This window comes from Bradyrhizobium sp. CCBAU 11386 (assembly GCF_028128955.1).
Taxonomy (GTDB): Bacteria; Pseudomonadota; Alphaproteobacteria; order Rhizobiales; family Xanthobacteraceae; genus Bradyrhizobium.
Genome location: NZ_LBKA01000150.1, coordinates 1 through 11,571, shown reverse-complemented (window position 1 = coordinate 11,571; position 11,571 = coordinate 1). Strand labels below are relative to the sequence as shown.

At 59.6% G+C, this 11,571-nt stretch carries 10 protein-coding genes and 1 pseudogene; 5 read left to right on the top strand and 6 right to left on the bottom strand.

Annotated features, from left to right (window positions below; all coding sequences use genetic code 11):
* Positions 1–51: 51 nt before the first annotated feature.
* Together XI09_RS09705 and XI09_RS09700 are read right to left on the bottom strand one after the other, a co-directional pair.
* Positions 52–600: a protocatechuate 3,4-dioxygenase gene (locus XI09_RS09705; protein WP_271566637.1), complete on the bottom strand. Its 549-nt coding sequence runs from the start codon at positions 598–600 to the stop codon at positions 52–54.
* A gap of 1 nt (position 601) precedes the next feature.
* Complete coding sequence (locus tag XI09_RS09700) at positions 602–1,591, bottom strand: Bug family tripartite tricarboxylate transporter substrate binding protein (protein WP_271566636.1); 990 nt, start codon at positions 1,589–1,591, stop codon at positions 602–604.
* 185 nt (positions 1,592–1,776) lie between these two features.
* On the opposite strand from XI09_RS09700, the gene XI09_RS09695 reads away from it, so the two are divergent.
* From XI09_RS09695 to XI09_RS09685, 3 genes are all read left to right on the top strand, one after another.
* Positions 1,777–2,706, top strand: coding sequence for a winged helix-turn-helix domain-containing protein (locus XI09_RS09695; RefSeq protein WP_271566635.1), 930 nt, complete (start codon positions 1,777–1,779; stop codon positions 2,704–2,706).
* Positions 2,707–2,732: 26 nt separating this feature from the next.
* Complete coding sequence (locus tag XI09_RS09690; RefSeq protein ID WP_271566634.1) at positions 2,733–3,359, top strand: tetratricopeptide repeat protein; 627 nt, start codon at positions 2,733–2,735, stop codon at positions 3,357–3,359.
* A gap of 618 nt (positions 3,360–3,977) precedes the next feature.
* Positions 3,978–4,619, top strand: a complete 642-nt coding sequence (locus tag XI09_RS09685; protein WP_271566633.1) for a peroxiredoxin-like family protein — start codon at positions 3,978–3,980, stop codon at positions 4,617–4,619.
* 487 nt (positions 4,620–5,106) lie between these two features.
* On the opposite strand, the gene XI09_RS09680 is transcribed toward XI09_RS09685, so the two are convergent.
* Positions 5,107–5,898, bottom strand: coding sequence for a GNAT family N-acetyltransferase (locus XI09_RS09680; RefSeq protein ID WP_271566632.1), 792 nt, complete (start codon positions 5,896–5,898; stop codon positions 5,107–5,109).
* Positions 5,899–6,122: 224 nt separating this feature from the next.
* Here XI09_RS09680 and XI09_RS09675 point away from each other — a divergent pair.
* Positions 6,123–7,187: pseudogene (locus tag XI09_RS09675) on the top strand (IS110 family transposase).
* Between the two features lie 691 nt (positions 7,188–7,878).
* On the opposite strand, the gene XI09_RS09670 reads toward XI09_RS09675, so the two are convergent.
* From XI09_RS09670 to XI09_RS09660, 3 genes are all read right to left on the bottom strand, one after another.
* A complete protein-coding gene (locus XI09_RS09670) occupies positions 7,879–8,208 on the bottom strand; it encodes a hypothetical protein (RefSeq protein ID WP_271566631.1) in 330 nt (109 codons plus the stop codon).
* A gap of 272 nt (positions 8,209–8,480) precedes the next feature.
* Positions 8,481–9,065 carry a hypothetical protein gene (locus XI09_RS09665; RefSeq protein ID WP_271566630.1) on the bottom strand — a complete coding sequence of 195 codons (585 nt, stop codon included), beginning with the start codon at positions 9,063–9,065 and terminating at the stop codon, positions 8,481–8,483.
* Between the two features lie 177 nt (positions 9,066–9,242).
* Entirely contained in the window at positions 9,243–9,719 is a 477-nt protein-coding gene (locus tag XI09_RS09660; protein WP_271566629.1) for a methyltransferase family protein, read from the bottom strand.
* A gap of 582 nt (positions 9,720–10,301) precedes the next feature.
* Between XI09_RS09660 and XI09_RS09655 the strand changes: the two genes are divergently transcribed.
* Positions 10,302–11,261, top strand: a complete 960-nt coding sequence (locus XI09_RS09655; RefSeq protein WP_271566628.1) for a hypothetical protein — start codon at positions 10,302–10,304, stop codon at positions 11,259–11,261.
* The last annotated feature ends 310 nt before the right edge of the window (positions 11,262–11,571 follow it).

The window sequence follows — 11,571 nt, the reverse complement described above, 5'->3', positions numbered from 1 at the left end:
GGACATCGCCGGGCAGGAATATTAAGAAGCGGTACCCACAAGCGATCGTATTCAGCCACGCGCAAGGACAATATCGAATTCCAGCATGCGATGGTGACCGTTCCCCTGCCAAAGAGGTTTGGCGATCAGCAGATCGGGCTCGGGCACAGACATCAATAACCGATCGGACGCGTTCAGCGGTTCGCCCGGAAAATACATCTGCGTAACCAGCCGTTCGAATTGACCTTCGACCTCGAAATGAATGTGGGGAGCTCGCATCCAGTCGGGCCCCACCGGATATGGTCCGGGCTTCACTGTCTTGATCCGGTACGCGCCATCGCTGCCGGATCGAATGGTGGCAAAACCTTCGAAGTTTGGATCCAGCGGCGCGGGGTTGGAATCATTTGGATGCACGTACCGGCCAAACGTGTTGGCCTGCCAGATCGTCAGCTTCGCCCCACGAACTGGCTCGCGGCGGAGATCGAGCACGCGGCCGCTCACCTCGACAATCTCGCCCTTCGCGCGCCCCTCGACGCCTTCGACGATCGTCAGGTCGCCTTGCGTCGCAGGTCTTGACGACACTGGGAAAAACGGCCCGAGAATCTGATGGGGCGTTCGCATCTCAGTTCTCCGCCCTGAATCCGGATGCCTCCACGATCGGCCCCCACCGGTCAAATTCGGCTTTGACCAGCCGGGCGAATCCTTGCGGCGAATCTCCGGTTGGATCGAGGGACAATTTCGCCATGCCGACTTTGACATCGTCAGTCCTGAGCGCGGCGCGGATCGCGCTGTTGAGGGAATCGACGGCTTCCGCAGGCATTTTTGCCGGAGCGAAGATGCCGAACCAATCGTCATCCTCCATGTCGGGATATCCGAGTTCCCTGACCGTCGGCACGTCAGGAAGGGACGGACTTCGCTGCGTCCCGGTGGTCATGAGCGCCCGAAGCTCTCCAGACCGGACATAGGGAAGCGTGGTACCCAACGGGAATATCGTCGCCGCAATCCGGCCTGCCAGCAAGTCCTGGACCGCAGCCAGACCTTGATAGGGTACGTGAACAAACTCGAATCCCGCGGCGCGCGCCAATGCGGCACCGATGAAATGATGCAGCGAACCAGCCCCGATCGTGCCGTATGTTGCCTGCTTCGGGTTGGCGCGGCCCCACGCGATGAAATCGGCCAGCGTCTTCACCTGGGCGGGCACCATCGGCCCCACCGCGAGCGTAAACGGGAAGCTGCAAACGGGCGTGACGGGCGTGAAATCCTGCAACGGATCGAAATTGAGCTTTTTGTAGACATGCGGAACGATGGCCATCGAGGAGGACCCTGTCAGCAGCAGGGTCGATCCATCAGCGGCGCTGGATTTCACGGCCTCGAGCGCGATGCGTTCGCTCGCGCCGGGCCGATTTTCGACAATGAACGGGGAGGCATAGTCCTTCATCGCGGTGGCGAGCAGCCTTGCCACGACATCGAGCGCACCGCCCGGTCCGAAACCCACGATGATCCTCGCGCCCCTGGCGCCGGCTTGCGATCGCGCAGTTTGCCAGGCGCCCGGCACTATCGATGCCAGGCCAGTTGCACACAGGCCCAATGAGAAGTGTCGCTTGGTGATCATCCTGGTACCCTGCTCTGTGCTTGAGGACTTCCAACTCGCTCGATGGAACTACGGCAGATTGTGCGGTAAACATGACCTCCCGTCTTGAACGAACCGTGCAATTTCCCTGAAATTGAATGAAACTAAGGCATGCGGCGCTCATCAATGGGTAGGTCCGGCAGCGGCAAAAAGAAGACGCGGCGCTTATGACGTTTCAGTTCGGTGACTATACGCTGGATCTTGCACAAGGATGTCTGCGGTCCGCCGATCGCGACGTCGATTTGCGTCCCAAGAGCTTCGAGGTGCTGCGCTGCCTGGTCGAGAACGCCGGGCGGCTGGTGACCAAGGACGAGCTGATCGAGGCGGTCTGGCCGAACGTCATCGTGACCGACGAGTCGCTGGCGCGCTGCATCAGCGAAGTGCGTCAGGCCATCGCCGATACTGACCAGAAGATCATCAAAACCGTACCGCGCCGGGGATACCGCTTTTCGATTGCCGTCTCGCAGCATCCGGCGAATGCTGCCACGGCGGCGGACGCGGCGACGCCTCTCGCCACCGGTACCAGGGCCGGTGTCGAGCAGCGGAGAGCCGATCCGCCCTCCATCGCCGTATTGCCGTTCTCAAACCTGAGTGGTGACCAGCAGCAGGAATATTTCAGCGACGGTATTACCGAGGACATCATAACCGAGCTGTCGAGGTTCTCCGAACTCGCCGTGATCGCGCGCAACTCGACGTTCCAGTTCAAGGGCAAGGCGCTCGATGTTCGCGATGTCGGCCGCCAACTGAGCGTCCGCTATGTGCTGGAAGGCAGTGTCCGGCGCGCCGGCGATCGCATCCGCATCAGCGCGCAGCTGATCGACGCGGTTTCCGGGGCCCATCGCTGGGCCGAACGCTATGACCGCGAGGTGAGCGACGTCTTCGCCGTCCAGGATGAGGTCACCCGCGCGATCGTCACTGTGATTGCCGGTTATCTGAACATGGCCGAGGCTGAGCGTACCTTGCTTAAACCGCCGGCGGCCTGGGAAGCCTATGACTATTACCTGCGCGGTGCGCAAACCTACTGGTCGGGACACACCGAAAGCGCTGTCGCCTCGACCTACGAGGCGCGGCGTCTGCTTGAAAGTCGCTGTCGATAGACCCGAATTATGCGCGCGCCTATGCCATGCTCGCGCGGTCGCACGTCGCCACCTACCTCGAACCGCGCGATGGTGATTATCTGCTGCAGGCCGGCCTCGATCGCGCCCACGAGTTCGCCCGAAAAGCCGTCCAGCTTGATGGCAATCTGCCCGAGGCACACGCCCAGCTTGCCTGGGTGCTGCTGTTTCAAAGGCAGTACGAAGCGGCGATTGCGGAATATCAGCTGGCGTCGTCGCTCAATCCCAATTTTTTCGATTCCGGCCACGGTCTCTGCCTGGTGTTTGCGGGACAGCCGGCACGCGCGATCGAAATTCTCCAGGCTAATCTGCGGCTTGAACCGTTCCAGAACGCAAGCAGGCTGGGCTATGCCGGCCTCGCGCTTTATATGCTCAAGCGCTATCCGGAATCGGTGCCGCCGCTCCGGGAATGCGCGTGGCGCATGCCCAATTTTCGTATCGGCCATCTCTGGCTGGCCGCTGCCTATGCCCAGACCGGACAGCTTGCTGAGGCCCGCACCGAGGCCGATGAAGTGCGGCGCATCGAGCCCGGATTTACAATCGACCGATGGAAGCGCACCGCCGCCTACAAGAACCCGGAGGACGCCGAGCACCTGTTCGACGGGCTGAGGAAGGCTGGACTGCCGCAAAACTGAGCCTGACGGCCCATGGCATGTGCCACGGAAGAGGCGCGGCGGCCGAGGATTTGGCATGCGAGGCGCGACGGCAACTGGTTGCGCTGCGTCGGCCTTCGAACGAATTTCCACACCGGTGCTTCTCTGAGACGCCAATAATACCGAGGCGAAGCATCGCACGTGGCGGGGCTCGAGCCGCGAGACGCCGGTAGCACCTTGAGACGCCGCGTTCATTCCATCTACCGCTCAGAAGGAATGGAGTCCGCTAAGGGTCAAAGTGAGAAGTCCCGGCATTGAACCGGCAGGTCGGCTTTACCCCCAGCTCCGGACATGGCCTTGTACCTCGCAAACTGACGCTTTGTGCCATTTCCGGACCTCAACGCGTTCACGCGCGAGGTCTGTTTGTGCCCGTGAGCGGACCTGACGAGCTCGGGCTCACACCGTTTTCCAGTTCACGCCCTCGCGCTCAGTCTCCCAACGGCCGCGCCGCCTGCTTCGGCTTCGAATTACCGTGACCGAACTACGCTGACAGTGCACTCAGTTGGCGCTTCGCGCCGTGACAGGGTCCGCAAGCAGGCCTGCGAATTGGCCATACGACGTGCTGCCTTTTCTTGACTGATCCGGGGCGAGGAGGTGTCCATGCCCACGAGTAACGTCGACCGTCCGCTGCAGCCGGGCGACCAGGCCCCGAATATTGTCCTCGATGCGATCTCGCGCGACGGCAAGATCGCGCTCGATGATTTTCGAGGCCGTAACCCGTTATTGATCGGTTTGTTTCGAGGCCTTCACTGTCCGTTCTGCCGGCGCCATATCGCGGCGATGACGCAACTCAACTCGGCCCTGCATGAGAAAGGCGTCGAATGCCTGGCGGTGGTCAATACGCCGGTCGAACGGGCGCGGCTCTATTTCCGGTACCACCCGGCACCCGATCTTCTTGCGGCGTCCGACCCGGAGCGGGCCTCGCACCGTGCTTTCGGCTTGCGCGAGGTCGGGATGGACACGATCATGGCGATACGGATCCATCTCCCGGGCGAGTTGCCTGAGCCTGTGGGCGTGATGGCATACAGCGAGTTTCTCAACAAGAAGGAAGGATATGAGATTACGGAATCCGATCACCAGATGATGGCTTCCGACCAGGGGCAGCTTGTCGGTCAGTTCCTAATCGACCGGGAGGGCATCGTACGCTGGAGCTTCACTGAAGTTCTGAAGGGGGGCTTCAATACGTTCAGGGCACCGAATCCCGAGGAATTGATGTCGGTAGCTTCCCAAGTCGCACATTAATAGGCTGCTCAAAACTTGCTCGACGACCACCGTCCTGTGGTGATTCTGTGGGTTTGAGCCATCATCAAGGTACTCAAGCGCGGCGGGTAAGGTCGCCCGCTTCGTAGCGATTTCCATTCAACGGCCCCGCGGAGTGATCCGGCGCTGCCGTGACCAAGCCTCAGCGCATATGCGGGACCATGTCCGCTCCTTGCCGCGATCGCGTCGTTCCGACAGGCGCCCCATACGGCAAGTTTCCACCCTTTGCGCACGCATTCGGGACGGCCACCCAATGACCGGTTCGGGTCAAAAGCGTTGATCAAGAGCGAGGTGAGCAATTTCCGGTCCACGTTCAGGAGCTGACCATCTCACGGCTAACGTGCTGTTCGGCTAGGGCCATGGACAGAAGCTCGGCCCTGATGCGCGGCGCCGAGGCTCCTTGCTCAATAAAGCACCGAGGGCAGATAGAAGCCCTTAGGCTCGTTGTAGAGGCCGGTCGTCATTAGAGTCATCTGGTGCACGAGTCGGAGGCCATTTTGCAGACACCAGCGGAATAGTTCGCTATTGCGGGTCGGCACCAAAAAGCCGCCGCGGGAAAGCCCGGAGCAGATCCGATCAGGGCCTTCAGACCTTCGTTGCTCTCGGCGACGGCATGGGCGAAGAATCCGACATCTGTCGCGTAGGCGGTGATCTGGCCGAGATGCTCAACGACCCGCGCCGTCCCCGCTTTAATCGCATCATCGAGTTCGCCGCCACGATCGTGACCGTGAACCCGCTGGCATAACAAGTTGCAGGCCGCGAGATCGGCAGCACGGGCCGGACGCACGTCGTACCCCGGCAATCTGACGCCCAGCGGCGCGCCGTTCATTTTCGAGATCGTCTCCCGGGTGTCAAAGCCGAGCTTGGCGTACAAACACAAAGAACGATTGTGAAATGTGGATTGCAGCAGCCTCACCCCGGCCGCACGCCGATCGCTCGCGCGGTCGAGCGCAGCCTGCATCAATCGGCGCCCGATCGTCGCGTTCTGTGAGGTCGGATCAACTGTGATCGGCCCGAGTCCGGCAATCGAGCCGCGTTCGTCGAGAAAGTTGCTGCCGACAACATTTCCGTCCTTTTCGGCGACCACCGAGTAGAACCCCGGGTTGGACAGCAGCATCATCAACACCTGCGTGGCCACCTCCGCCGACGGAAAATCCCACGGGAAGTTGTGCTCGTCGTCAATCGCCCTGAACGCCTCGAAGCAGATTTTGCCGCAAACGGTGGCATCCGACGGCGCGCCGGGTCGCAGCACTATGCTCATTCGTCCCTCCCCTGCGAATTGCTCTGACGCCTTATTCGAAGACAACAGTTCCGGGGATTTCAAGCTGCAGCTTATTGCTCTCAGCAAAAATAATCCAGAGCTTCGCTGCTATCCTGCCGATTGTGGTCTGCTCGCCGATGTCCGTTAATGGAATGGTCCGGCCGTGCCCCGGCCCTGCCAGTACGAGAAGCTGGCAAGGGGCGCTCAAAGACAAGGAGCACGCCATGTCTCAGAAACTCAACGCAGCGATCGCCGTGATCGGCATTGATATCGGCAAGAACTCGTTCCACCTCGTGGGTCATGATCACCGCGGTGCCATCGTGCTGCGGCAGAAGTGGTCACGCGGCCAGGTGGAAACGCGGTTCGCCAACCTGCCGCCGTGCTTGATCGGTATGGAGGCCTGCGTCGGGGCGCATCATCTCAGTCGCAAGCTCCAAATGCTTGGCCACGACGCCCGCCTGATGCCCGCGAAATACGTGCGCCCCTATTCGAAGGGACAGAAGAATGACTTCCGAGATGCGGAAGCCATCGCCGAGGCTGTCCAGCGCCCGACCATGAAGTTCGTCGCGACCAAGACCGCCGATCAGCTCGACCTTCAGGCGCTGCACCGCGTCCGCGATCGATTGGTCGGTCAGCGTACCGGCGTCATCAATCAGATCCGCGCGTTCCTGCTGGAGCGCGGCATCGCCGTGCGGCAAGGGCTGCGTTCCCTGCGGTCCGAGTTGCCGGGTATCTTGGCAACACGCACCGATGTGCTCTCGCCTCGCATGTTGCGCATCGTCGAAGACCTGACGGCGGACTGGCGCCACCTGGACGCGCGCATTGAGGGCTCTCCAGCGAGATCGAAGCGTGGGCTCGTCAAGACAAAGGTTGCGAGCGACTGATGACGGTGCCTGGCATTGGCCCGATCATCTCGAGCGCAATGGTGGCCCGCGATCGGCACTGGAGACGAGCTCTCGAAAGGCCGCGACTTCGGCGCCTGGCTTGGACTGGTGCCGAAGCAGATCTCGACCGGCGACCGCACGATCCTCGGCAAGATATCAAGGCGCGGCAATCGCTACCTGCGCGCGCTGTTTGTGCAAGCCGCGTGGATCGTGCTGGTCAAGGTCAAGTGTTGGGAGCGCTATGGCCTCAAGTCTTGGATCGAGGCCGCCAAGAAACGATTGCACCACAACGTGCTGGCGATTGCGCTCGCCAACAAGCTCGCCCGGATCGCGTGGGCGGTTCTCAACAAGGGACGGGGCTTCGAATGCGTTAAGACGGCGGAGATGGCGTCCCGACCTGCCTGATCTTTGCGCCGTGCTCGGGGCCGTCAAGGCGCAGCCTGGCAGCGGTAGCGCAAGACGCCAGGACAGCACGACGGCCGGCCTTGACGGCCCTTACGCGCGGCGCATCTGCGCGCCCAGGCCGGGACGAAGGAACGACCGCCAGGCACGAACAAAGGAACAGCGCGAAGTGAGGTGCGATCGATGACGTAACCAACATCCCTTACCCGCCGAGGTCTGCGAGAGGATGAGACGACGATGGAGGATCGGTCTTCCCGGCGCATGCGAACACTGGTGACCCAAATGGCCCGGTCGAGGCCTGTCCGCTAATCAGCTCGCATGCGCGCTGATATCCATGATGGCCCCGGAGCACCGCACGCTCCAAGCAGAGGCCGGATACATTGATGCAAGACCGCATCTGCCAGGTTGACGAAACCTCTTGCAACGCGCGGCCGGACCATACATTGGGTCAAACTCGGAAGTCGGCGCGTCCATGGTAGATGGTCTGCTCCGCCACTGTGAGCGGACATCACCGGATCCGCGGTTCGGGTCCGCGAAGGACCAACACCGGAAATGTCGAGGATGCGCGAAGCAAATTGAAACTTTTCAGGTCTTTAGGAGCCGGCGGCGGGTCATTGCCCCGGTCGGGGCCGGGGAACGCGAAGGTGCTCCGCCACTGAAACTCGGGCGGAGCCGCTTCGAACGCGAACGATGGTTAGCGGGACTTGTGTCCCATGGTTGACCCCGTGGTCTGGTCGGTTTCCGGCCGGCCCGGAGGATGGGCAGAAGCACCCGATTTGTCTTGATTGCCCACGTATCCGGACTCCCCTGAATTGCGGGTCTTGATTCCTTTGTCTGCTTCGCGCTGCATCTGCTCGCCGGCCTGCTCGTCCGCCTTAAGTCCCTTGTCCGAATCCTGGTGCATCTGTTCGCTGGTTTGCGGGCTAGGTGCGGCCTGCTGCGGTCCGGGCTGTTGTTGCGCGGTTGCGGAAAAAGCGATTCCGCTTCCGGCAACAACCATGATTGCGAAAATCTGGGTTCGCATAGGTTTCTCCCTCAAGAGGGTTGCTGCCTTGATGCGGTAACGCGCCTGCTTCCGGACGTTTCCTGGCCGTGGCCTTTTTCTATGAGGCCTCGCGTACGGATACACGTGCGCAAGACAAGAGCCGTCGAACGCGGCGCGAGGCCACATTGGTTCACCCGATGACACCTGGTCAGACAAGTCTCAGCGGTGTTCTTTTGCGAGCCGCGGATAACTCGCGGCTCGCAATGCAGGTCGGGCCGACGCTTGATTGCTTGCCCGATCGCTCCCGCAGCCTAAGCTACATACTCGACCCAGGACGAATCTACGATCACGTAGTCGGCCGGGAACCAAATGTAGGTATCGGTAAGATCGTCATAAACCCAATAGCCGTAGTAGTAGACGTCGGCGTGTGCGAGCTGCATGCTGGCAAGTGTTATCCCAGGTGTCGTCTCAGCCAGCTTTTGACGAGATTTCACTTTCTTCACTTGCATTCCGGCGGCGGTAACAGCGGTAACCTTGCCGTTGTTCACTTCGGCAAACACATCGACTTTTTTTCCAGTCGTATGGATCTTGTGCTTGCCATTCTTTTTGATGTTTTCGCCAAGCAGGTCTTTTCCATTCAGATGGCGCTTCTCCTTCGCGAACGCGATGCGAGACGCGTCGATCGTGGTAGCTGCCGCGATCATTCCAAGTACGAGACGCCGACTAATCATGAACTTGTTCCCTTTGGAAAGTGGCTCTGCGCCTACAACGTCGTCAGGATTTCCTGCAAGCGTTGCGACCAGGTCAGCTTTGTCATTTGCACTGAACCCATGATGAACGGGCTGACCACAGAAAAGTGCCAAAGATTTCCAATTAAGTGCGAGAGCCGAGGTCACCTTCAATCACCTTGGCATCGGTCACGCCGCGCAGATCCCGTTGTGCATGCGAACGAACCAGCGCCGTCAATCCTCTTTCGCTCCGTTACCGGTCGATGGCGAAACAGGTTGTCGATCTTGCGCTCGATCTCCGCGATGCAAGCAAGCGCTTCGAGCACCTCCATCGACATGGGCTAACTAAATCCATCGCCGCACGCGACGGGCATAATCCAGATAGGTCTCCCCGAATCGCGCGTGTAGATGCCTTTCCTCCCGCTCGATGGCGAGCTTTTGCACTGTGAATGCGGCGAGGATCGCGAGGAGCAAAAACCACGCAATGCCCGAGACCAGTCCAATCCCCAGTACAAGCAACGTGCCGGCGACGTAGAGCGGATTGCGCGTAATGGAGAAGGGGCCGTCCATGACGAGGTGATCCGTACCGCGATCCGGCCTCACAGTCGTTCCCGCCCGGCGCATTGCGCGGATGGCTGAAATGTTTAGGGCGACGCATGCCACTATCATCAGCCAGCCGAGCACAACGAGGATACTTGACAGCGGCTGCCCGAACCATGGGAGCGGATAGAATACATTCAACAAGACGCTGACGGCGATCGCCGCCAAATAGATGATCGGCGGCCAAGGCAGACTGTTCGGCCGTGTCGTCACATCGTTCATTGCATTCCTCCTCAACCTGGCGCTGTGTGATGGTGCAGAGGGTCGCTCTGATCCTCGCGCTCTGGCACAATAGCAAAGACGCTATTATCATTGTCCGGGTCACACCAGATCGATTTCGTTTTGGCGTCCCTTACCTGCCGAGGTCTGCGAGAGGATGAGACGACAATGGAGGATCGGTCTTCCCGGCGCATGCGAACACTGGTGACCCGAATGGCCCGTTCGAGGCCTGTCCGCTAATCAGCTCGCATGCGCGCTGATATCCATGATGGCCCGGAGCATACGCTCCAATCAGACGCCGGATACATTGATGCAAGACCGCATCTGCCAGGTTGACGAAACCTCTTGCAACGCGCGGCCGGACCATACATCGGGTCACGGCCTGCCTTCCCGAATGCGTTAGCACCACGGCAGGTCTGCCCCGGATAGCTGCCGACTTGATGCAGCGCCGCAAGTCGGCAGCAGCGGGCCAGTTGCCGCTCTTCCATGCTACGCGCTTAAGGTGCATTGAAGTCTGGCACTACCTGTCGCATATTTTAGTTATACCTAGAGATGGCCCGTGCAAATGCACGACGCGAGGCGAACATGACACAAACCACGGACAAGGCTGAGACCGGTAACGCCTCTTCTCCGTTCCTCAATAAGGCCGAGCAGATCGCGAAAATCTTTGCGACGGCGGCAATTCCGATCATCATCGGGGTGGGCGGCTGGATAATTCAGACAACAATTGAACATGACAAAGAGAAGGCCGCGCAAATTCAGCAGGCACAGCAGACAGCAATCGATAAAGACAAAATCTCACTTGAATATGTGAAGATCGCTAAAGAAATCCTGACATCCACGGAAAAGGATCTCCCTCAGGAATTGACAACATGGTCGTGGCAGCTGATCAACGGGGTCTCGCCAGTCAAATTTGCCAAGGACGACCTCGATCGACTGATAGCGCGCAAGGAACGAATTCCAACTCCGACAAACGCTGTAAATTTCCTCTCTCTGGCACCCGAATACGATCGGATGTTCAAGAGCGTGAGTCTTACTGGCGGAAACCAGAAAGTAGACGGCATCGTTGATAAGATTCTTGAAGGCAAAGCTCGATATTCAGACATTGAAGGAAAAACAGGCATACCGTGGTTTGTTGTTGGTGTGCTGCACTATGTAGCGACGGGTAACAATTTCGAGACGCACCTACACAATGATGATCCTCTTACCGCCCTAACGGTGCATGTCCCCGTCGGAAGACCGATCACGGGGAAGCCGCCGTTTACCTGGGAAGAAAGCGCTATGGATGCGCTCCAGCTGGAAGGGGTCACGCAGAACCAGGACTGGAGCATTAGCCGAATTCTGTTTGTACTGGAAAGGTGGAACGGATTTGGATATCGGAGAAATCAAATCAACAGTCCGTTTCTTTGGAGCTGCACGTCGTATTACACGACAGGGTATTTTGTCAGCGACGGAGCATTTGATCCCGGGTCCATCGCAAAACAGTGCGGCGGGGCGGCCTTGCTCAAACGCTTGGTCGATCGCCAGCTCATCACACTCAAGTAATTCCGCCTTGGTAGCAATCGAACAATTTTGACTATAGCTAGCCGCAAGTCTTCGACCACTTCAGCCAAGGGTCAATCGCGTCGGTTTGCCCCTGAGGGGAGGTCTTCCGGTCTGACCGGATAACCGGACACTGTCAGATCGGACATGCATGTCTCGAACAGGCCAGGTGCGGACATGCGCCATTATTCGGCGCAGTCGTTACGACCCTCCGTCAACACTATCCGATTCTCACCTCTTTCCGTAGTCCGAGGAAACGTAGTCGCGGTTCTGCACCACCGAGTGGCACGAGAAGCCGCACTTCGCGTCGTTT

Bases quoted from the DNA above. Each gene is read 5' to 3' on its own strand.
- XI09_RS09705 (WP_271566637.1), bottom strand. From the start codon at position 600: ATGCGAACGCCCCATCAGATTCTCGGGCCGTTTTTCCCAGTGTCGTCA.
- XI09_RS09700 (WP_271566636.1), bottom strand. From the start codon at position 1,591: ATGATCACCAAGCGACACTTCTCATTGGGCCTGTGTGCAACTGGCCTG.
- XI09_RS09695 (WP_271566635.1), top strand. From the start codon at position 1,777: ATGACGTTTCAGTTCGGTGACTATACGCTGGATCTTGCACAAGGATGT.
- XI09_RS09690 (WP_271566634.1), top strand. From the start codon at position 2,733: ATGCTCGCGCGGTCGCACGTCGCCACCTACCTCGAACCGCGCGATGGT.
- XI09_RS09685 (WP_271566633.1), top strand. From the start codon at position 3,978: ATGCCCACGAGTAACGTCGACCGTCCGCTGCAGCCGGGCGACCAGGCC.
- XI09_RS09680 (WP_271566632.1), bottom strand. From the start codon at position 5,898: ATGAGCATAGTGCTGCGACCCGGCGCGCCGTCGGATGCCACCGTTTGC.
- XI09_RS09670 (WP_271566631.1), bottom strand. From the start codon at position 8,208: ATGCGAACCCAGATTTTCGCAATCATGGTTGTTGCCGGAAGCGGAATC.
- XI09_RS09660 (WP_271566629.1), bottom strand. From the start codon at position 9,719: ATGAACGATGTGACGACACGGCCGAACAGTCTGCCTTGGCCGCCGATC.
- XI09_RS09655 (WP_271566628.1), top strand. From the start codon at position 10,302: ATGACACAAACCACGGACAAGGCTGAGACCGGTAACGCCTCTTCTCCG.